The sequence below is a fragment of the Fulvivirga ulvae genome (assembly GCF_021389975.1).
GTDB classification, from domain to species: domain Bacteria; phylum Bacteroidota; class Bacteroidia; order Cytophagales; family Cyclobacteriaceae; genus Fulvivirga; species Fulvivirga ulvae.
Genome location: NZ_CP089981.1, coordinates 1,196,382 through 1,219,232, shown reverse-complemented (window position 1 = coordinate 1,219,232; position 22,851 = coordinate 1,196,382). Strand labels below are relative to the sequence as shown.

The 22,851-nt window shown below is 42.2% G+C and carries 16 protein-coding genes and 1 tRNA gene; 12 read left to right on the top strand and 5 right to left on the bottom strand.

The annotated features are described in order from the left end of the window. Positions 1 to 36 precede the first annotated feature (36 nt). From LVD17_RS05015 to LVD17_RS05005, 4 genes are all read left to right on the top strand, one after another. On the top strand, positions 37 to 2,031 hold the full coding sequence (locus LVD17_RS05015; protein WP_233765163.1) for a PKD domain-containing protein: 1,995 nt from the start codon (positions 37 to 39) through the stop codon (positions 2,029 to 2,031). 45 nt (positions 2,032 to 2,076) lie between these two features. Next, on the top strand, positions 2,077 to 4,698 hold the full coding sequence (locus LVD17_RS05010) for a CHAT domain-containing protein (protein ID WP_233765161.1): 2,622 nt from the start codon (positions 2,077 to 2,079) through the stop codon (positions 4,696 to 4,698). 101 nt (positions 4,699 to 4,799) lie between these two features. Next, on the top strand, positions 4,800 to 4,934 hold the full coding sequence (locus LVD17_RS28660; RefSeq protein ID WP_370688788.1) for a GIY-YIG nuclease family protein: 135 nt from the start codon (positions 4,800 to 4,802) through the stop codon (positions 4,932 to 4,934). Positions 4,935 to 5,051: 117 nt separating this feature from the next. Next, positions 5,052 to 5,126: transfer RNA gene (locus tag LVD17_RS05005), tRNA-Pro, on the top strand. Positions 5,127 to 5,219: 93 nt separating this feature from the next. Here LVD17_RS05005 and LVD17_RS05000 read toward each other — a convergent pair. The 3 genes from LVD17_RS05000 to LVD17_RS04990 form a co-directional block, all read right to left on the bottom strand. Beyond that, positions 5,220 to 5,972 (bottom strand): LytR/AlgR family response regulator transcription factor, encoded by a 753-nt coding sequence (locus LVD17_RS05000; protein ID WP_233765160.1) that lies wholly within the window; start codon positions 5,970 to 5,972, stop codon positions 5,220 to 5,222. A gap of 33 nt (positions 5,973 to 6,005) precedes the next feature. Further along, the gene (locus tag LVD17_RS04995) at positions 6,006 to 8,951 is read right to left on the bottom strand and encodes a sensor histidine kinase (RefSeq protein WP_233765159.1); all 2,946 of its coding nucleotides are present in this window, start codon (positions 8,949 to 8,951) and stop codon (positions 6,006 to 6,008) included. 220 nt (positions 8,952 to 9,171) lie between these two features. Further along, a complete protein-coding gene (locus LVD17_RS04990; protein WP_233765158.1) occupies positions 9,172 to 10,974 on the bottom strand; it encodes an IPT/TIG domain-containing protein in 1,803 nt (600 codons plus the stop codon). 791 nt (positions 10,975 to 11,765) lie between these two features. Here LVD17_RS04990 and LVD17_RS04985 point away from each other — a divergent pair. Genes LVD17_RS04985 through LVD17_RS04965 form a run of 6 tightly spaced genes read left to right on the top strand, consistent with a single transcriptional unit; the run spans position 11,766 to position 16,280 of the window. After that, positions 11,766 to 12,974, top strand: a complete 1,209-nt coding sequence (locus tag LVD17_RS04985; RefSeq protein WP_233765157.1) for a TonB-dependent receptor plug domain-containing protein — start codon at positions 11,766 to 11,768, stop codon at positions 12,972 to 12,974. Further along, positions 12,958 to 13,350, top strand: coding sequence for a TonB-dependent receptor domain-containing protein (locus LVD17_RS28475; RefSeq protein WP_255702562.1), 393 nt, complete (start codon positions 12,958 to 12,960; stop codon positions 13,348 to 13,350). Before LVD17_RS04985 ends, LVD17_RS28475 begins: the two co-directional genes overlap by 17 nt. Beyond that, positions 13,313 to 13,765, top strand: a complete 453-nt coding sequence (locus LVD17_RS28470; RefSeq protein ID WP_255702561.1) for an outer membrane beta-barrel protein — start codon at positions 13,313 to 13,315, stop codon at positions 13,763 to 13,765. Before LVD17_RS28475 ends, LVD17_RS28470 begins: the two co-directional genes overlap by 38 nt. A 43-nt stretch (positions 13,766 to 13,808) precedes the next feature. Continuing rightward, on the top strand, positions 13,809 to 14,366 hold the full coding sequence (locus tag LVD17_RS04975; RefSeq protein WP_233765155.1) for a TOL_0243 family YfiR-like periplasmic protein: 558 nt from the start codon (positions 13,809 to 13,811) through the stop codon (positions 14,364 to 14,366). Beyond that, positions 14,363 to 15,841, top strand: coding sequence for a sensor histidine kinase, YfiR-like protein-associated (locus LVD17_RS04970; RefSeq protein ID WP_233765153.1), 1,479 nt, complete (start codon positions 14,363 to 14,365; stop codon positions 15,839 to 15,841). Before LVD17_RS04975 ends, LVD17_RS04970 begins: the two co-directional genes overlap by 4 nt. After that, complete coding sequence (locus LVD17_RS04965; protein WP_233765151.1) at positions 15,834 to 16,280, top strand: response regulator; 447 nt, start codon at positions 15,834 to 15,836, stop codon at positions 16,278 to 16,280. Before LVD17_RS04970 ends, LVD17_RS04965 begins: the two co-directional genes overlap by 8 nt. Positions 16,281 to 16,315: 35 nt before the next feature. On the opposite strand, the gene LVD17_RS04960 is transcribed toward LVD17_RS04965, so the two are convergent. Together LVD17_RS04960 and LVD17_RS04955 are read right to left on the bottom strand one after the other, a co-directional pair. Next, entirely contained in the window at positions 16,316 to 16,915 is a 600-nt protein-coding gene (locus tag LVD17_RS04960; RefSeq protein ID WP_233765148.1) for a LuxR C-terminal-related transcriptional regulator, read from the bottom strand. Next, entirely contained in the window at positions 16,912 to 18,801 is a 1,890-nt protein-coding gene (locus LVD17_RS04955) for a sensor histidine kinase (RefSeq protein ID WP_233765146.1), read from the bottom strand. Before LVD17_RS04955 ends, LVD17_RS04960 begins: the two co-directional genes overlap by 4 nt. A gap of 102 nt (positions 18,802 to 18,903) precedes the next feature. Between LVD17_RS04955 and LVD17_RS04950 the strand changes: the two genes are divergently transcribed. Together LVD17_RS04950 and LVD17_RS04945 are read left to right on the top strand one after the other, a co-directional pair. Further along, positions 18,904 to 21,846: a hypothetical protein gene (locus tag LVD17_RS04950; RefSeq protein WP_233765144.1), complete on the top strand. Its 2,943-nt coding sequence runs from the start codon at positions 18,904 to 18,906 to the stop codon at positions 21,844 to 21,846. A 3-nt stretch (positions 21,847 to 21,849) separates the two neighbouring features. Beyond that, entirely contained in the window at positions 21,850 to 22,830 is a 981-nt protein-coding gene (locus LVD17_RS04945; protein WP_233765142.1) for a hypothetical protein, read from the top strand. Positions 22,831 to 22,851 lie beyond the last annotated feature (21 nt).

The following is a 22,851-nucleotide window of genomic DNA, read 5'->3' as shown; positions in this document are numbered from 1 at the left end:
GCTTTCCTTTTAACAGGGGATATCAACTTAACCATCATGCAACGGATCATCATTTTCATTACCATACTTTCGCTCGGTCATACGGCGAGAGGCCAGCTAGTAACGGATACTACAACCCGAAAGGCTGAAATACTATTCAACCAATATGACAATAAAGTGGAGTTCCAGGCCGACACGCCCCCTCTGGTACAGATCTCCGGCGCCCCGGAGGCGTTTTATACTTATTTCTGGGAGTTTGGGGATGGCCATTTCAGCTTTGAGGAAAAACCTGAACATGTTTATAATGATAAAGGCGAATATCAGGTAAGGCTCCAGGTGACCAATAACTATGACAATGGCAAGCCACCACCCAGCCGACCCAAAACCCTTAAGGTGGGTGAAGTTAACCAGCAGACGAGCCCGCTTTCAATGGAAGGTGACTTTCAGGGACTCGCCATGTTGAAAACCAGAGAGCCAGTGCCCAATGAGGATATGGTAGTGGTAATGAGGTATAAAAATGACCTGGGCTATGCCTCTAACGGCAAACTATACATCTACTATAACGAACGGAAGTTTAAAGCCAATAATTTTGAAATTGCTGATGTAAGGACGCATCATAATGAAAAACCGGCAGAAGATATGTTGTTGTCTGCCCATTTTAATACCAACGCCATGTTTGCATCCCATGAGGCCTGGGCATTAGCAGGTATGGGAGCAGGCATGTTCCCATTCTACCGGTCGCCCGGTGATTCTGTCAGAAATCATGTTTTTATTACCGAAGAGGAGTCGGAGAGGGAGTTTAGGGATAAGCTGATCTTTAAGTTTGAAAACCTGGTTCCAAAAGAAGAACGCAATATATTTTTCACCATTAAAACAACCCCTGAAATGATCAAAGATACCAGTGCTATCGTCAAGATCAGGGGAGTGTTTGTACCGGATGAAAGGTCGGAGAGCCACCAGGTCCGGGATCTGGAGATGGAGATTACGACCTCGCATGATCCCAACAAAATGGCAGTTTCCGATACACGTATTAACTATCGCCTGGCGGATAAAAAGAGGTTGAAGTACAAAGTACGGTTTCAAAATAATGGCGAGGGACCAGCCACTACCATCAGGCTGGATGTTGATGTGCCTTCCATCATTGATAGAAGCACCCTCAAATTGCTGGACACCTACCCTGAGTGCCCTGTTTGTCCGGATAGTGATTCATTGACCGTAAGCTATAGCTGCATCGATACGGTCTTTTCTGAAAAGCAGATCTCATTCATATTCAACAACATATACTTGCCTGGCAGCAACCAGGAAGGAGTGCACAAGTACGATTCCACCAAAGGGTTTGTAAGGTACAGTGTGAAATTGAAGGACAAAGCTCCTAAAATTAATTCTGCGAGCCGTACGGCTATCATATTTGATAAGAATGAGCCAATTCTTACTAATTATAGCAAGACCCATTTTAAACCGGGATTGTCATTGGGAGCAATGATTGGGTATAATTCGGTGGCAACGCTGGATAATAGCCAGAATTACTTTCTTGGCATTACAGCCTCGCCATACAAGCCCCACCGTGGGTACCTGCAGGCCGAACTTCAGGTGAGCAAAGGTACTTTTGAGAGCAGCCGGAACTATGAAATCCGGACTCAACTGGAGCCGGGCATAGACATCATGGAGCTTACCCAGGTAGATGAACAGACAGATTTTGAATATATGGACATTACACTGGTTCCGGTATCGTACAGGTATAACCTTAACCGTTTTATAGGTGTTGGTGGAGGCGTACAGATCTCCGGCAGATTGTACGAAGAATACGAGCAAACATCAGATTACGAGTACTTTCTGGAGTTTCCGCAAAATCGCATTGAGCCTAACCAGGACAAACCTGCCGAAACTTTTATTACCAGTAAAAAGGACCGTACAACTGAGCTTAATCCCGGTGTCTTTGTGGGGGTAAACCTGGGCTCGGCCAGAATAGGGCCAAGTGTTGGTATGCGGTACATCTGGCAGGTGAATGAGCCCCGGAATGTGTGGGCATTTTATCTGCAATGGAAGTTTTAAATGTATGATATGAGGTTGTTTTATGTTTTGTGTACAGTCTTTCTGTTGACTGGTTTTTCTGGGCCGGTTGCTGCTAAGCAACCCTTTCAGCAGAGGATAGAAGCACTTATAAAGCAGGATAGCCTCGATGCATTCATTTATACTTACCTGGATGAGTTCTTAAAAGACCCGGTTTATGAACGGCTTTATTTGTTTGATGAGGCAAGTAATAAGCAGTGGCGTGAACCAAGAAGTGCTCATGAGTACCTTGCCAGCACCATATTCCTGTGCAACAAAGGATACTACAACCTGCGATTCAGCCAGGTGGATGAGGCGGTGAGTGCTTATGAAAGTGCCTGGAGCTATGATCAGCAGTTTGATTTTAGTGACTTCGACATCATAGAATACTGTCTGAAACCATTGGGTAACGCCTACAGCATGTTAGGGGACTATGCCAGCGCGGAGAACACCATCAAGAGTTATCTGTTGGAGGCTCAGAAGAGGGGCTTAAAAGACCAGCAAACATCGGCTTTGATCAATCTGTCCATTGTTTATCATGATACCGGCAAAAATAAGGAGGCCATAGAAGTACTGAATACCGCTCAGGAAAACAACTCCGGAAGATCGGGCCTGATCTATTCCAACCTGGCCAAAAACTACCTGACTTTAGGTGAATACAATATAGCGCAGCGGTATGCCATGAAAGCAGCGGAGGTTATTGAAGCAGAAACTCCGAACCAGGCCGGGTATCTGGGCAATATTTATAACATACTTTCATCGATCCGGCTCAAAGCGCGGGATACCGTGGAGGCGCTGAATTTTTTACGTAAATCCCGGAGCCTGATGGAAGCGGATCCGATGGTTAAGTCGCGGGAATATGCCAAGGTGATTGTTCAGGAAGCTAGCGTGCTCTATGCGATGGGCAATAGTGAAGCTTCAATAAAAATTTACCGTCAGGCTCTTCGGCAGCTCATTCCGCTATTAGGGGAGGGGCAGTTGCTGCCCTCGGAAGATATGCTGTACGCGGAAAATACTTTGAAAGAAGTGTTTGATGGCATGGCCGCGGCATTCGTGAGCCTCGATTCCCTGGACCAGGCGATCAACTGCTATAAAAAAAGTTTTACCGTAGAGGAGAGGCTGAAAGAAACGTACACCTATGACGACTCTAAATATTTGCAGCAAGGGGAGAACAGGTGGCGTGCTGAGCAGGTGCTTGACCTTTGTTACAGGCTGTTTTCCTTGAGCAAAGACAGTCGTTATGTGCAAGAAGCGTTCATAGTGGCAGAAAGGACGAAGTCGGTAGCACTCAGGGACAGGTTGTATAACCGCAAGGCATTGGAAAAGTTTGCGGGAGATTCTGTGCTGATCCGCCGGCAAAGGCTGGCGCGAGGCAAGGCGCAGGTGGAAGCCGCCCTGGCGCAGGAGCAACTTAAGGGGCGAAAAGCAGATCTTCGTACCATTGAGCACCTGATGGATAGAAAAAACAGGCTTGCCATGAGCCTGAAAGGTCTTGATAAGGGTATGTCCCGGCTTACCCGAGAGAGCCACCGGGACATAGACCTGGATAGCCTTCAACAAAAGATAAAGGATGATAAGCTTACTTTGGTAGAGTACTTTTTTGGAGCAGAGGCTTTATATACGTTCGCGCTCAATGGTTCTTCCATTACCATGTATAAAAATAAGCAGATAAAACAGGTAAAGAAGATAGTAGGACAATACACTGCGCTCTTTACCGATGAAGTGAAAATTAATGCTGCCCCGGATGTTTTCGCTGAGCTATCGCAAACGCTATTTGGCATATTGTTTCCGGCCAGAGTAAATAATACTTTGCTGATAGTTCCTGATGGATTACTCAACTTTGTTCCCTTTGAAGCACTGCTTACTGCAAAGCCACCTTCTGCAGACTATAGCCAATGGCCGTGGCTGATCAATAGTAATCCGGTGTTTTATCAATATTCCGGAACCCTTTATTTGCACGATTTTGGGCAAGACAGGTTTGCAGACGATAAGGTGCTGGGTTTTTTCCCGCGTTTTGCTGACTCTGAACGTTTCTTAAAATATTCTAAAAACGAGCTTGAGGGGATTCGTAAGCATTTTGATGGAAATTTCCTTAGCGATGAAAAGGCAACTAAACAGGCTTTTTTTAATCATGCTTCTGATTACTCTATCATCCATCTTTCTACCCATGCTAAACCCGGAGGACTTTATGAACCGCCTTCCGTAGCCTTTGTGGATTCCGCCTTACATCTGCCGGAGGTACTCGGGCTTAATTTGCATACTCAACTTTTGGTGCTGGGTGCCTGCGAAACAGGGATTGGTAAGCTATATAAAGGTGAAGGACCTTTAAGCCTGGCCAGCGGCTTTTCACATGCCGGTGTCAAAAATATAGTGCTATCGTTATGGGAGGTAAATGATCTCTCCACCTCTTGGCTTATGACGGATTTTTACAAATCCTATGAAGAGCAGCCTAAGGCACACATGGCGTTGCACCAGGCCAAACTGGCTTATTTACAGAATGATGAGATAGCCATGGATAAAAAATCGCCCTACTACTGGGCATCGTTTGTTTACTATGGACAAAGTGAGGCAAAAGATGCAGTCCGTGCATCAGGATATGGTATGCATATGATTTTTGTGGCAGTTGCCCTTATCGTGATGGTATTATACTTATATTACAGGCGACGGTGATGAAAAATTTTGATTTTGTGTTTACCTAATAATAAAATATCCCTAATATTGCGATCCGGTTTTCGGGATGTGGCGTCCCAACGCGTCGGGATTAGCGCACCATGTATTATGTATATATAATTGAATCGCAAATTGACAAGAGCTGGTACTATGGCTACAGTCAGAATGTTGAGAAAAGATTGGGGTATCATAATAATGGAGAAAGTCGTTACACTAAGCGTAAAACGCCATGGTAATTAATTTTTTGCAGAAGTTTTGAAAGTAAAACTGAAGCATTGAAATTTGAAAAATATTTAAAAGACTCACGAAATAAAGAATACATAAAAAGAGCATTTAGTGAGTACTTTATAAATCGGGATGTGGCGCAGTCCGGTTAGCGCACCACGTTAGGGACGTGGGGGCCGCTGGTTCGAATCCAGTCATCCCGACAGAAATTAAAGCAGAGTCTGAGAAGGTTCTGCTTTTTTATGACTGTAAATTTTAAGTACGGAGATCTGATGAACTCGATATTTTTTGACTATTTACAGTGCGTCCAGTATGCCAATCAAAGATTCTCTTCTTCTGGACGAAACGGGAATTTTCTCTCCATTACGCATGATAACGTAGCCCCCTTCACGTTTGTCAAACAATCGCATGCATGCAAGATTTATGAGATGCGATTGATGTATTCTAAAGAATCCAAAGGGTGTCAATAATTCTTCATACTCCTTTAAAGGCTTTGAAACTACAATTTTACTAACCATTTGCGTGGCTTGTAAATAAAAGGTTGTATAGTTTCCACTGGATTCACACCGAATTACTTCAGATACATCCTGAAAATAGATGGTCTCAGCAGTTTTCAACACTATATATTTATTGGCTTTCGAGGGTTTTCTTAAATGAGAAACCAAGGCATCGATCTGGGCACGTTGATGCTCAGGCTTGCTTTTTAGAGCCTGTTCCACAGCTTGTTGCAATTCAATGGGATCTACCGGCTTCAGCAGATAATCTATAGCGTTAAATTTGAATGCCTTTATAGCATATTCACTGTATGCCGTTATAAAGATTACAGCAAAACCGACAGGAGGCGCCTGCTGTAAAAAATCAAACCCCGTTCCATCTTTTAGCTCTATATCCAGTAATATAATTTCCGGTTTAAAAATTTTCGTAGCCTCAATGGCTTTATAGATATTGTCTGCTTCTTCTATTTCCAGCTTTCCGGAAAAATGAGCTTTCAACATATTTCGGAGGGCTTCTCTTACTCCCCACTCATCATCTACTATTAATATCTTCATTTCTCTACTGCTCTTTATAAAGATAATTTGCTATTATTTTTTGTTGCTACTATTGAGGTAACTATTCTGAACAGGTATATAAAAAGAGACGCGGGTTCCACATACCATATTGTCCTCACCTTTCACATTTGTTATGCTCAAAGCGGCAAGATCCGACTCCCAGCTGTAGAATCTCGCCAGCCGCTCCAGTGTGATCGTTGTTGCCAGCGAGCGGTGTTCCTTGTTTTTTTTAAACCTTGAAGATTCGTTGAAGCCAATACCGTTATCCTCTACGGTAAATAATAATTTACCCGTCTCGAACTTATAATCTATTAGAATATTTCCAGATTCGCTGGAATGGATAATACCATGTTCTATTGAGTTTTCAATAAATGGCTGCGATAGCATAGGGGGTATTCTAACTAGTTCGGGTTCAATCGTATCATCTATGTTTATGTGATACTCAAACTTTTGCATAAATCGTAGTTGTTGTAAGTCAAGGTAATACTTCAATGTTTCTATTTCCCTTTCCAATGTTATAAACTCCTGCCGTGAGTTTTCAAGTATAAGTCGAGTGAGCTTGGCAAACTCAGAAAGATATCTGCCTGCTTCGGCAGGCTCATTTTTGTAGATAAAATTTTGTATAGCCATGAGAGAATTAAACAGGAAGTGAGGGTTCATTTGCAAACGAAGTACCTTTTGTTCCAGTATTATCCGTTGCTGTTCTTTTCTCAGTCTCAGTTCTTTTTTCCAGTTTAAGCGATCTACCACTGATTTTGTGATAAATGCTACAATGAAAAGGAATACTGCCATAAAAAGTATTTGAAACCACAGCTTGAAATGGATAGGAGCAGGATTGTTAACTTTCACTATAGTTACCGGAGATTCCCTCTTATTGGCATCCACTACTTTTATACTAATATTGAATTCGCCGAAAGGAAGGTCGTGAAAACTCACTTCACCGAAGTTTTGAGCTACAGCCCATGGGTTTTCACCTACACGATAACATACCTGCCATCCTTCAGTATTTTTATGATGAGGAACTGAGAATCTTAGAGTAAGGTATTTGGGAGGAACACTAAAAGTAAGAATTTGGGATGTATCTGATACAGCTTCACCATCAGCCAGCAACTCGTTAACGATCACTGAATGAATAACTTGCGACTGCTGCTGCAGAAAGTTTATGGTTTTAATCCTTGATAAATTATTTGAGGAAAGAACATACAGATAGTCATTCACCTTGTCGTAAGCGAGTTTATAAATATCAGATGGCAACCCATCTTCGGCATTGTAAATGTAGAAGTTACGGCGGTCATGCATAAGTAGTCCATGGTTTGTAGCCATCCAAATATTTCCATTTCTATCGTTTACTATTGAATTACAGCGGAATTTAACGAATGGATGGTCGAAGTTCACAAGTTCCTCTCCTTCAATAAGCTTGGAAATACCTTCATTGGTTCCTATCCAATGGCAATGGCCTGTTGTGTCCTTGAAAATAACATTGACATAATTGTTTTGCAGTCCGTTTTTATGGTTCAGGATTTCCCATTTATTTCCTTTGGCTATATATAGTCCCTGGTCTGTTCCTGTCATAATATTGCCTGCAAAATCCTCGGATATGCTTCTGACAAATCTTTTTTCAAATACGTTTAGCTTTTCTGCCAATTGAAAATTACTATTGATTTTTTCTAATCCCGTTCGCAAGCCAGCCCAGTATTCCCCTGATGAACTTTTGTAAAGGGAGGCTACTGCACCACCAACCTTAATGCTATCAGCAGGCTTAGCCATGCCTCGATATAGATAAACCTGAGTCGATCGTGTACCAATCAGGTATTCCCCTGATGCCGGGTGAAGTAATGTTGTTGCCAGTTTTGGTTTAAAAACAGGATATTGCACGTCTGCCGGCTGAATACGCTCTTCATGAAGCATTGTTATCTCCATGTTAGGACTGGCGATGAAAGGTTTTTTAAGGTCTTCGTCAAAAAGCAGGTCTGGGATAAGCATACCGGCAACGGTAGGGAAATTTTTGATATGAATATTAGGTATACACCAAACTCCCTGCCCATAGGTTGACAACCAAATATTGTTCAGATCGTCCTGAAAAAAATGGTTGACAATTACCCCGCTGAGCAGGAGCTCTTTGCTTTTTAAGTCCGGTGAGAACAACCAAACCTCACCAAGTGCATTTGTTACCCATATATTTCCCTCCATGTCTCTAAACAGACACTCTGAGAGAAAATAGAAATTTCCTTTCACTATTTCTGTGGCTGTGAGGTCATACATAGATACCTTGTATATGGCTTCGTCTGTAGCTACAAGCAAACATTGGCCGGGAAGTTCCAGCATAGAATTACACGGAATTTGATCGGGAAATCCTTCTATCTGTAGTGGGTTGAATGTTTCCGTTTGTGAGTCGTATTTATGAATACCATTGCCTGCACTTAGGATGTCACCAGAAGACAATTCAATCATTTTAAATGAATGAAGTTTGTCGTCACCAGACTTAACGGTGCTAAACCCACCCGCCGGATTAAGTTTGTATAGTACTCGTTCCCTGTCCGTCACCCATAAGCCGACTTTGTTTGCCTGAATAGATACCGGATACCGAACATTATTTTGAAATTGGCAGACCTGAACTCCCTTGCCATGTTTGTAGCGGGCAATTCCTGCACCAAAAGAAGAAATCAAAAGAGCCGTGTCAGTTTCCAGCAGGCCGAAAACAAAATTGGACTTCAGGCCATCTTTTGCAGTAAAGTTTTTGAAGGCTTTCCCGTCATATCGTGTTAGCCCGTTATCTGTAGAAAACCATAGTGCACCATCTTTGGTTTGAGTAGTAAAGTAAACAATGGAGTGCCCCAGCCCGTCGTTAGTGGTATATTTTTTTATAGGGCGCTGTTGAGCAGGAAGTATTAGAGGGAGCAAACTGAGAAATACAATGAGCAGGTGTTTTATCATACCAAGCTGAAAATACCTACAACCGGTAGTCCGTTCCATCTCCATGCTCATCTGTCTATGTCAACTAACCCTACTAAAAATTCTTTTTCAGTTCCTTTAAATCTTCGTGTAAAGGCAAATATACGGATATCCTGCAATCCGTCACATTTCATGAAGGACCGTTCTGTGGTTCGATGGAGCTACCAACACTCCGGAAGTTCCAATCTTCCGGAGTATGGTGCTAAATATTTAAGTATAATACAAACAGGCCATGGCCCGGAAAAAATTATGGTTTAATAACAGCGATTGACCTTGCGTTCAAATTTTTGCCTAGATTTAGCGGTTTTCCATTCTTCCAGTATTTGGCTATTTCTTCTCCATTATTATTTGTACTGGATCCCGATATGTATATATCGTCTTCCACTATAGCTATGTCAGAAGCAAATGCAGGACGCGAACCATCCGTTAAATTTACAGGAGTCCCATTTTTCCAATATTTTGCTACAACATTGCCGCTTTCCGAATCGGTCCCGTACCCAACCACATATACATCATTGCCAGATACTTCAATAGCATAGGCCACAATTCCCCCAGACAAACCGATTGCAGTGCCATTTTTCCAGTAAACGGCTCTTTGTTGATTATCTTGTCCGGCAACATAAACATCGTTTCCAACTACAACTATATCATTTACACTTGAAAATGCCTCCTCTAAAACGGTCATGGCTCCATTTTTCCAGTAAGCAGCTTTGAACTCATTTTGCCCACCAACATAGACGTCATTATTTACCACTGCTATACAATGAGCCTGAGCATGTACGGTTCCATCTGTTAGTGTTATGCGGCTGCCATTTTTCCAATACTTGGCAATTCTATGGGCTGTATTGGTGCTTGTTTTTGGTTCATAACCTGAAACGTATACATCCGAACCTACAACAGTAACATGTGTAGCTTTACTATCACTTCCTACGGAAACGTCTGCTCCGGAGACTGCCAGTGAAAGAAATACCTCCTCACCGTTTTTCCAACACATTGGGTATTCATATTTGTTTCGTACTTCTGACCCAGTGATATACACATCCTCTCCATCCACGGTTATGGTATTGGCCACATTGGTATATGATTCATTACCAAAGTCTACCGGCACTCCGTTTTTCCAGTAAATGGCGCGTATACCGAGTAGTGTGCCTGTGCCCACCACATATACCGTGTTGGGATCTTCTTCATACGTGACGGTAAATACCGGACCACGAATTGTTCTTCCTCCTTTACTAATAGTTACATCGCCAGTCATGGCATTGTCGGGTACTGTAGTTGTAATAGATGTATTAGTGAGATCGTTAATTGTAGATGTTGCGCCATTAAAATCAATCGTTAGATCAGCAGCATCGGTACCAAAATTGGCTCCATAAATAATTACACTTGCGCCTATTTCCCCCTCAGTTATGCTTAAAGAGGTGATGGCTACACTGGTTACCGTAAAGTCAGCTACACTGATGGTAGTTTGTTCATTTACGGTAATCGAGATTTTCCCGGTTGTAGCTCCGTCCGGAACAGTAACTGTCAAAGAAGTAGGTGAGGCCGAGCTGACAGTTGCTTCCATATCGTTGAATTTTACTTTGTTCTCACTGGTTATAGTGCTAAAATTAGTGCCGGTTATGGTAACGGTTGTACCAAACTCTCCGCTTGCAGGGGAGAAACCTGTAATAGAAGGTCCGGAGGCAGAGGCTCCAATCACTGTAAAGTCATCGGCACTTGTTACCGTTTGCCCATCGACTGTAACGGAAATTTTACCAGTGGTAGCATCAATGGGAACTATTGCCGAAAGCGAGGTGGCAGAAGCTGAGTTGACAACAGCTGCGACGCCATTGAATTTAACAATATTTTTAGATGTCGTAGCGCTGAAGTTAGTACCACTTATAGTAACTATACCTCCAACTTCTCCACTGGAGGGAGAAAATCCGGTAATGGTAGGCTCTGCAATGGTTGAGATAACGGAATCATCGCTACTGCAGGAAAACAACCCACCACCTATCAGCAGAATAAAAAAAGTAAGCTGATTCAACCGGGAAAAATGATATGTTTTCATAGATAACAGATTGTATGTTGTGAATTTTTGCCGCAATCTATTGAAAATGAATGTGTTGAAATTAATAGATGTGTATTCGTTGAAGGCTATTTATTATTCGTATTGGTTGGCTGGATATTCGCATTGGCAAGTGCAGATAGTGTTTATTTACATTGAGTAATATGGGAAGGCAGATCAATCTTAGTCTGTAATTAAGGGCATTGATAGTGTCATTGGGCCAAAGCCCATTTTCAGTGGCGGGTGAAAATACTGAAACTCGACAAGGTGGATTGTTTATCTCTAAAAAGTGAATAGAGTTAAACTATCTGAAAATCAAAAAAGTAATTCCTGGATCATTTCTACCACTGGAAAATGCTTTTGGTCCAAATCCGGTAAACATCATATTCCTCATGTTTTATTTGCCGTACCTTAATTAAGACAAGCCAGTTTAAACTTATCAAGTCCGGCTCTTATGAAAAGTCAATAGTAAACCAAAATGTGAATTCCCACAAATAAGAATCATATGTATGAAATCCGGTTTCTTTTGAATGAAAATCAACTTTTGTATTGACTGTGAATAGATGTAATCTACTAATATTCAGTTTTTTATTTATTTGATGCTTTCCACCACTTTTCTTTGAAAGGCCATTATATGGTGTGCTTTATATGCTCAATTCTAATTTTTATAAAGTTTTAAATAAACTATATTGATTTTACCAACTGATGTTGATTTAGTATCGATTCCAGTACCTTATTTATCAGATGTTATGATTTAGTCCAAAACTCACTTTCTGCCATGTGATTCTATAGAGATGATATTTACCCTGATCCATAAACAGTTTAGATTACTCTTACCTTTGGTGTGGGGTATACAGTTGTTATCCTTCGGCTTACTGGCGCAGCAGCAAGAAGATAGATACTCCCCCACAGCCCTGAAAGCTTTAAGTATTGAAGATCTCATGAGTATTGAGGTAATCTCTGTAACCAGACGTCCGGAAAAACTGACGGAAAGTGCATCGGCTATACAGGTAATCACAAGCAAGGAAATTCTGAAATATGGGGCAACTAACATTCCGGAGGCTCTTTATTTGGCGGGTAACCTTCAGGTGGCACAAAAAGGCTCGCATTCGTGGGGTGTAAGTGCACGCGGATTTAATACTGAGCTGGCAAATAAACTTCTTGTGCGCATGGATGGACGTACTGTTTATACTCCGCTTTTTTCAGGGGTATTCTGGGACAGACAGGATTATTTGCTGGAAGACCTCGATCAGATAGAAGTGGTGAGTGGTCCGGGCGGAACTTTGTGGGGAGCCAATGCTGTAAACGGGGTTATTAATATAACCACTAAAAGTGCGGAAGAAACGCAAGGACTCTATATACAAGGAGCTATAGGTACAGAAATAGAGGCACTGGCTGGCCTTCGCTACGGGGGGGAAATTAATCGGGATGTTCACTATAGAGTGTACACCAAATATTCGAAAAGAGATGAGTCGGTATTTCCGGATAGCATTGATGCCAATGATGCCTGGGATATTATACAAGGTGGATTTCGAATGGATGCTGACAAAGGCAATTCGCACTTTACGTTTCAGGGAGATGTATATAACAGCAGCTTAGGGTTAACTTTTGGAGAGGAGTCTGAGGTGTTGGGGGGCAATATCTTAGCCAGGTTTATCCATGTTTTTGCTGATAGCTCTGAAGTACGGTTGCAAACATATTACGACTATACTGACCTCGATCTTCCCGCGGAGGCATTTGTTGTAAATGGCACTGAGCTGGCACCAGCAGGTATATTTGAGGACAGGCTTTCTACTTATGATGTCGATTTTCAACATCACTTCGGGCTAGGCAGGTCTAATAGTATAGTATGGGGGGTGGGCTACCGCTTTACGCATGACGAAGTTACCAACGCTCCGGCGCTTGGATTTTTACCTGAAAACCTGGATCAGAATCTTTTTAGTGTTTTTGTGCAAGACGAAATCAAAGTATACGGAAACCTTTTTTTTGACCCTAGGCAGTAAACTGGAACATAATGACTACACTGGCTACGAAGTGGAGCCCAGCATCAGGATACGTCAGGGGATAGGTGAGAAATGGATGGTTTGGGGTGCAGTTTCCAGAGCAGTACGTATGCCTTCGAGGGTAGATCGTGATATTTCACAGGGCAGCCCGCCTTACTTTGTATTGCTGGCTGGTAATCCAGGGTTTCAGTCGGAGACGTTGATAGCCTGGGAAGTTGGATGCAGGGGTAAAATTGACAATAGAGGGGCCATGGCCATTTCCTTGTTTTACAATAACTACGACAACATACGTAGTACAGAACTTGACCCTGATGTCATCTTTCCTTTGCGCTTCCATAATGGACTGGAAGGGGGAGACCTACGGTATAGAAGCTAATATGTCTTACCAGGTGATGTCGTGGTGGCAGTTATCGACAAACATTAATCTGCTTGAAGAGGATATCCGTATTAAAGAGGGCAAAACAGATTTTAACAATACATACAACGAAACGGCTGATCCGAAAGCACAATTCCTGTTCCGGTCAACCTTTGAATTGCCACATAGTATTAGTATAAATGGGGCATTTAGATGGGTTGATGAGCTTCCGATAAATAACGCCGGTGTCAGAGAAACGGTGCCGGACAACGCTGAATTGGATGGTAGCATTGGGTGGCAGGCCAGTAATAAACTGAGGCTTACCGTGGCTGGGCGGAACCTTCTGCACAAGGAGCATGTCGAATACGGAATATTGGGATCTACCCGACAGGCTATTAAAAGAAGTGTTTATTTGAGGCTCTCAATGCACCTTTAACCCATTAGTTAAAAGCATGTAAAGTTCAACAAAGTAATTTGCTATGAGTCATAAGGGCAAATGGACAATAATGATATGGAAAATGAATTTGTTGTTTTTCTTCCTGGTCTTTTTTTGCTCCGCCCAAAAGCCGATCCCAAGGGAATATCAGGTCAAGGCAGCTTTCTTATTCAATTTTACACAATTTATAGAGTGGCCTCAAAATGCTTTTTCAACACATGACACCCCCTTTACTGTAGGTATATTAGGAGAAGATCCGTTTGGAGTATACCTGGAAGAGATAGTTTACAATGAAAAAGTTGAAGGTCACCCTATAATAATTCAAAACTATCAGGACATCAAGTCTATTAAGGAGTGCCATATTCTTTATATAAGCGCAAGTAAGTCGGCCGAGATACAGCAAATACCAGAGATATTGAAAGTAAAGAATATACTTACTGTAGGGGATTCGGAAGATTTCATTATAAAAGGAGGAGTGATCAGGTTTTTTATTGATCAGGGAAAAATACAGCTACAAATTAATAATAGTGCTGCCAAAGCTTCAGAGCTCAGGATCAGTTCAAAGCTATTAAGGTTGGCTACAGTAACAAACGAAATATGAAATTTGTAGATGTACCTATCGGAAAAAAGCTGCTAAGGGCTATTATACTTACCTCCGGGGTGGTGCTGTTAATAACATGCTCATCATATTTTGCCTATGAGTTCTTTACTTTCCGCCAGTCAGCGATCAACCAATTGAGCATTATAGGGGAGATTGTGGCCGATAACAGTACTGCAGCCCTTGCATTTAACAGCCAGAGTGATGCTACTGAGGTATTAGCATCGCTCAAGGCGCATCCACACATAGAAGCGGCCGGAATTTATGATAATAACGGAAAACTTTTTGCTCACTATCCGGAGGAATTGGAAGGAGATAACTTCCCTGACTCTGTAAATTTTTCCGGATACGCCCTTATGGATTCATATATTATTGGTGTACAGCATATTGCTCAGAAGGATAATAGGCTTGGCACCCTTTACCTTAAATCCAACACCACGGCTATAGCCAGAAGATTACAGCTGTATGCCTGGATCGCCGTAATCGTAAGTGCCATATCCTTTTTAGTGGCATACATCCTCTCTCAAAAAATGCAGAGAGCGATAACAGGGCCGGTAAGGGAGCTGGCTGATACGGCTTTGGCCATCTCAGAAAGAAAGGATTATACGGTTCGTGCCACCAAATTTGGCAGTGACGAGGTAGGAGCGCTTACCACTGCCTTTAACCAGATGCTGGATGAGATACAAGCGCAAAACAAAGCTATTAAATCGTTCAATGCACATCTCGAAGAAAAAATCAAGGAAAGAACAGCCGAGTTGGAGATAGCCAATAAGGAACTTGAATCGTTTACTTCTTCAGTATCTCATGATCTGAGAGCCCCATTAAGATCCGTTATTGGATACTCTAAGATCATAGAGGAAGATTACTCAGTTAAACTGGGAGATGAAGGGGTAAGGATGCTGAACCTAATTATATCCAACGGACAAAGGATGGGGCAGCTAATTGATGATCTTTTGGCCTTCTCAAAAGTTGGGAAACAAGATGTATTAAAGGTGCCATTAGATATGGAGAAGATCACGTCAGAAGTAATCGATGAGATGACCCAGGACATTGCCAATACTAAAAGTGTGGAGATCAAAACGGATAAGATCCTGGATGCAGAGGGAGATAAAAGCATGATAAAGCAGGTAATGACCAACCTGATTTCCAACGCACTGAAATACTCTATGAAAGAGGCAAAGCCATGCATAGAAATCGGCTCATATCAGAAAGATAATACCAATGTGTATTATGTCAAAGACAATGGTGTAGGGTTTGATATGCAGTATTATGATAAGCTTTTTGGGGTTTTTGAGCGATTGCATAATCAGCATGACTTCGAAGGCACCGGTGTGGGGTTGGCTCTTGTCCATAGAATTGTGCTGAAACACGACGGACAGGTATGGGCGGAGGGAAAGGTGAACGAAGGAGCTACCTTTTATTTTTCATTACCAGGAATTTCAGACATGTATTACCTAAAGCCAGAAAAATATGATTGACAAAATTTATGATGTAGACGTTCTATTGGTTGAAGATAACCCTGATGACGTGGAGCTTGTGATCAGGGCGCTGAAAAAGCATAACCTTGGCAATAACCTGATCCATCTGCCCGATGGAGCGGAAGCTTTGGATTTTATTTTTGCCCGGGGTAAATATGAAAGTCGCAAAATTGAACAAAAGCCAAAAGTAATCTTACTGGATCTAAAAATGCCAAAAGTAGATGGTCTCCAGGTGTTGAAGGCCATAAGGGAAGACGAACGCACAAGGCTTATTCCAGTGGTTATAATGACTTCGTCTGCAGAGCAAAAGGATATTATTGAAAGCTATGGTTTGGGAGTAAATGCCTATGTTGTTAAGCCGCTGGATTTCGAGAGCTTTTCCAAGGCCGTGGCAGAGCTTGGCTTGTTTTGGTTGTTGGTGAACAACTCTCCGGGCTGAAATGGAAATGGAATGATCAGGCCGGTAGCTACATTTTACAGATGATTGGCATATGCATACGCTATCAGTTCGTTGGCAGTATTGAGCTTCAGCTTTCTTAAAATGTTCTTCCGGTGAGTTTCTACTGTAAATTCACTCAAAAAAAGCTTCTCAGCAATCATCTTACTGGTCAGCCCTTGTTTTATCAGGTGAATGATCTGCATTTCTCTTTCACTGAGCAGGTTTACCTCATGTAAGGACGATCCCTTTTCTGGTAATCCAAGAAAAATATTTTCGCCTCTGCAGATTTTTACTACGGTTTCCTTTAATAGCTCAGCATCGGTAGTCTTTGAAATGAAGCCGTTTGCACCTCTTTTCTGACCTTCTCTTATCAAATGTGGAGCCTGGATCATGGAAATCAGGATAATGATCATATTAGTATAACGTTCTCTTAGCCATGTACAAAGGTCAAGTCCGCTTTGTACCCCGAGTTGAATGTCTAGCAGGACCAGGTCAGCATCTATTGAAGCAGAACTATCCAGGGCGTTAAAAATACCGGTTAAAGTAAAATTATCTTCCTCCTCGAGAATACGAGCCAGGCCATCGGCAAACAGTTGGTGGTCATCTATTATTAAAAATTTAAAAGTTTTTTTCATAGGCTTGGAAAAGGTATAGTTATAATAGTTGTGGTTCCCGACCGTCGATCAGAAACGATATGTACGTTTCCATGATATTTGTTTGTACGTGTATGGATGTTGTCCAACCCCATGCCTGCATGCGAAATGGAAGTATCATACCCCACACCATCATCTTCAGCCAGTATTTGTAGTTGCTTGTCTTCAATGATGATCTGAAGAGTAGCCTGATGAGCTTTAGCATGCTTCAGTACATTTGCCAGTAATTCTGATATCATCCTATAAACCGAAAGTTGAAGCTCCGCAGGCAGCAGAGTGTCATCGCCCTGCGCTATAAGCGAGAACCGTGTCCTGTTGAGATCATTTAGCTCTGAAATTTTTGATTCTGCTGCATTAAAGAGTGTTGTGTTATGTAGGTTGGAGGTTGAGAAATTACCAATAAAAAAGCGGAGGTCATTACTCGCCCGGTTGATCAGGTTTACCAGATGTTCATCCTTTTTATAACTATTGGTAATAATCAGTTTTATGGCACTTATAGTAGCCCCCAGGTCGTCGTGTAGATCACGTGCAATTTGCTTCCGTTCCCTCTCCTGGGTGGCCAGCTCACGTTCAAAAAGTTCATTGAGGTGAATGGCTTTTTCCTGTTCAAGCTGATGGTTTTTATCAAGAGTTTTCCGGTACCTCCAGCCGATAAACAAACCAAACATTATGAACTCAACACATAGTACCCAATAGAAGTAGTTAGGATAGGTAATTTCGTAATAGGGTAACAAGCCTTCGTAATTAAGGTAATACCCGGCAGCATTAAAATATAGAAGTAAAAATGCCAGGGGGATGAAAAACAGTAGTTCTAGGGGTTTTTGAGCTGCATTAATAATATTGATAAACATGCTAATCATTATCGAAACGATAAGAATGATCGCTGTTTTCCAGAAGAACTGATAGGTGGCTGACTCGACGGAAACATATTTTTCAAAAAATGCATAGAACAGTATGTACAGCAGCGCGTAGGCCATACCCGTAATATTAATACGCCTCAGTATTTTCCGTATAGGGAGCCGGCCCCTTTGTTGCCCTAAGGTGTAGTCTATTACTACAAAATGCAGGCAGGAACCCAACAAGGTTAGCCCTGTGGTAGGAAGGTGCATTAATATATCAAAAAAGTACTCCCCCGGATAAAAAGATATCAGCAGCTCCTCCTGAAGTATAACTACCGCGACTATTAATATATAGGCTGCCAATATAAACAGCGTCTGTTGGCGCAAGATGATCCCCAAAACCGAACATAAAATACCCAGCAGGATTAAAGCTCCTATAAAAAAACCAATGGTCCAGAAAAACTTCTTCTCCCAAAGCAGGTTATGGGCGGGAGTAGTAATATCAGTGATGGCGTTTTGCGGTTTTTTAAAATTACGAACCTTAAGGAGTAATGAGGCAGCCTCGCCTACTTTCAGGTCTATGCGAGTGGCCAGAAAACGGACAGGCACGTTACGATGCCGGGCTGGTTGGTTAAAAGAAGATGTGTCAACCGGCAACCAGAAATCGTCGACCTTCCGGTAAAGAATGATGCTATCGGCGTGTGAATAAAGGCTCCACCAATAAGTCTGCCTTCGATCGGATATATTTTTCACTTTTAAATGGAGCCACAGCGGATGCGGGTTTGGACCAAGGTTTAATGTGGTATTCAGGTCCCAATGTTTAAATTCTCCGAGTGTTATCATTTGTTCTGCGTTGGCCACCTTGCCGTTTCCTCCTTCATCGATCCAGTAAGTCGCGTACTTGGACAAGTGCTCTAGTGATGGTCCATTCAGGTACAGGGTATCCATATAGTCGCTGATATCCTGCGAGAGTGCCTTTGGGGAAAGCAGGTGAAGGACAACAGAAAGCAGGATTAAACGGAGCCGCATTGAACAAAAATGGCTACAAAAAACCTGAAATAAAATACCTCCAAGTAGGTATTGTAATTAAACCGGCCTCTTTCAATCTTTGAAATAAAAGTTTTTTCAATAATGAAGGCTATATTTTTCATTCTCCTCACGCTGCTGTCTCTCAATGTATTTGGGCAAGAAAACTACCCTGCCCGAGTAGTTGGGGGGGCACTTTATGCCCATGATCTGTTCAAGTTTCAGGCTCAGGATGCTGCAGGCAAAGTATCTCACTTACATACTCTCGATATTGACGTGGGATTTACCAACTGGTACTGGACTGCCAACGCTTTCGTGGCAGGGGCAACAACAAATTTAAATATTGAAATTGAGGCGAAATTCAGAGGATTCACCATGAAAATGCCGGATGGTTCTTATCGTCACATCACCTTTGAAGAGGCCGGGATGAGCAAACCAGAAGGCTATGCCATCAATCATCTGGTATTGGATGTGGAGTTCGGAAAGATTGATGCATGGGCTGAAGTGATGTTTCAACTTAACGGAGGAAATTACAATCAGAAAAAGCACTGGACGAGTTCGGTCAGGTGGACATCCAATGGCAAGGCTTATGATAAATATGTGGTTGATAACAAGCTGAAAAATGTAACTGACATTATGAAATCACTCGATCCTCAGATTACAGTAAGGGAGAAAGGGCGCATTAGTGATCATAGTTTTTTCCTGGGGCAGATTGAAAAATATATCGGCAAAGTTTATGCTGACCACGAAAAGCAGCAACAAGAGGAACAATTGAAAAAAGAGGGAGAAACCCTTCTCGCCCAGGCCAGAGACGCAGAAGCAAGTGGAGATATGGAGTCTGCAGAAGCCTTGTACGAACAGGCCCAAACCAAGCTCAATGAACCATCAATACAGGAGGATATCCGGAGAGTTAAAAATATCCGTGAGGAGCAGAAAGGACAGGTCGAAGCCGGGGAAGCCGCTGAATATGAAGATGCCGATAACTACACTGGCACAATAAGTAGCAACAATAGCGGGGCACCACAATCACAGAACAGCACTGCTCAAAGTAATACCGAGAACACCTACAGCTATGACCCACAGGCATGGGCAAAATTTAATCAGTCGCAACAACAGGTAAAGCAGTGGTCTGAAAACTTTGACAGACAGATTACTATCAATCAGCAAAATCAGAAGATAAAACAGCAGAGATATGAGCAGATGGGAACGGAAATTGGCTCTGCAATTGGCAATTTTCTCAATGAGATGGAAAGAAGGAAGGAAGAGCAGAGGATCAATAAAAGGACAAGGGAAATTAATGGGGCAGTTGATGGTGCATACGGTCAGCTTTATGATGATGCAGATTACTGGCTCGATTTTCAAAAACAGCTTATTGATTTTGGCGGCAGGTATAAGAGCGTAATTACTCCCAAAGCTTTGGAGAATATTAATATGGCCGTAGCTGCTATTAAAAGTAACCTGGAGCGGATTGAAGATAAAGTAAAACAGCTTGATGCGGACGTTGAATATCAATGGGGTTTTGCCCGGGATATGAATGATGTATTTAAGTTTCCGCTCACAAGCTTTCAAAACATGAATTTAGGAAAGACTGACCCTGGGATCGGATATTACCTGGTCACAATTCTCAATTCGGGCGGAGGTATTCCAAACACCCGGGACAGGTCAGCTTATATTACTGATATAGCCTCTCTCCTCTCAGAATATGCCGTTGATGTTCAAAACTTCAACTACATATTGTCTTCAGCAGGGGTTTATAAATCAGGCAAGGGAGCCAGCAGCAGATATGAGGCTTTGCTATCAGGCGCCCAGGCTATTGAGGCCTATATTGCTTTAAAACATCAAATTCAGCTGGAGTATGATGCCTTTGAGAAAGATTTAAAGGAAAATAAGGGATTCCTGAAGATCACCAATTCCAACAGCCTTATCCATCTTGTGGATGTCTACCCTCTTACAGGGGCTCAAAAAAATCAGCAGCCTACGGGCAATACAGCCCATGCCATGCCTTATTCCCAATCTATGGAGACACTTTTCCCAAGGATTACAGAGCTAAATATTGCTTACAGCGACCTGAAGGACAAAATAGGTGAGTTTCGTCACTTGTACTCCAGGTATTCACCGGATAAATCAGCGGATTTCAAGGCAGGCGGGTACTATGTTGAACCCGGTACGGTGAAGATATTGCTTTCCCAGCGTTTTATGGAACCTGACCCTTTGGAAGTTTCTCTCAACGTTGCAAAAGGCAGCCATATTAGTGTTGATCTTGCAAGTTATTCAAACCGATTCAGGCTCAGCAAGCTTTTCAGACCTTTTGGAGTAACCCTGAAAGACGGAAAATTTCATCAAACTAAATCGTTCATACCAGCATCGCGAAACAGGGGATTTCCTAATAACTATAAGCTCAATTTTGCCTATACTGCCTATAATTTCGGAATATCCGAGTTTTCGACCACCCTTTTTGGCAAAAAAACTTATAAGGGGATGAGAGGATACGAAAGGAACAAATGGGCCTTTTTTAGCAGCTTTGATTTCCCCAGAGTCTTCTATGGTAAAGGTTCTATAATTACGGGCTATGAAGATATTTCCGGAGAAATTTACAAGCGCGATATCACTGACCTTTCGTATATAGGTACAGATTTGGCACAGGGAGGGGTAGGGATAACCAAAGGGCTTTTCGGTGGTACCTCACAGCTGGAAATAGGGGCCTTTGCCACATTGCTTAACTTTAGAAGCTTCTCCGTGGAAGCTACTCATGAAAACTCGTCAGGAGGCAGCAAAAGTCTGACAACCGGAGATTACAGGTATCCTGTTTTGAATTACGCTATAGGCCATGGCAAGGTAGCGTTCAATACACATATAGGGCAGTTGTTTATCAATTTAGAGTACTCATTAAACTATTATCCTGCCAAAGGAGCATCCGATATTGAACTGGGGGAAAACGGCGACATCAGCCAGCTAGATGATGATTATAAGGAGCGTTTCACCTCTTTTTTTGAAGATGTTCATGCCGATTACTTTAATAATAGCTTCACCATTTACATTTTGTTTTAAACCATGAGAAAAATTGCAGTAATATTATTGATCCTGCTTGGCTCCTGCGAAATAAATGATGTGCAGGTTGTTGATATTGAAACTTCAGCCCCGGCAAAAGATAGTCCATGGATATTGGAAAATGGTACTTTTGTGCGTGCAGTAACGCAAACGGCCACCGGTGACCCGGTGTTTTTAGGTTTGGATGAAAACAATACGTCCATTTTAGGTATGAGGAAAATAACGGGAGAAATAATAACCCGCGAAATTGGTGAATCAGCCTATGAGATAGGTTCATACGGCAGTTACACTGTTTTATTCGATGGTAATGTTACCGTGTACGACGATAACCTGGAGTATGTTGACTATTATACAGCCGATACCTATGCTTTTACAAGCCGTTACAATAAAGTGACCTGGGCACAGGGCTCCACTATCTATCAACTTTCATTACAAGCCGACCTTCAAAGCTCTTCGTTGGATGATCCCGGCGGGGGTACGGTATCTTTTGAGCCTTCCGGGTTTTTCCACCTACCCAACCGCACCTTTGCAAAAGCGAGAGTAGATACTAATGAAGCCACCTATTTTCATATGGTGCAGTATGATGATGCATTCAGGTTTGTTGACGACTTTATTATAGATGCCAACTACGCCTTATTATTTAATAATGCATCCAGGTTTTATCTGGGGCATGGCCTGGGTACACCTACTACCATTTATGAGTATGCATCAGACGGTAGCTTTTTAAGAGAGATTGAAGACTTCTCCATTCCGGATTATGACTATGCAGGCAAATATCAATTGCTGGAAGATGGCAATATTATGGTGTTGAGTAACTTAATATTGTCCATCCTGGATTTTGAGACCAGGGAGGAATTGTGGTCGCTCAGAGGTGTACAGGATTATTATCTTAATGCGGATGGTTCTGTGGTAATAGCCACTACCTATAACTCCGGGGTGCAGGGCGACGGACCAAATATTTATATAATAGAGCCATATAATTAATTAGCAATAAGTCTGAGAACT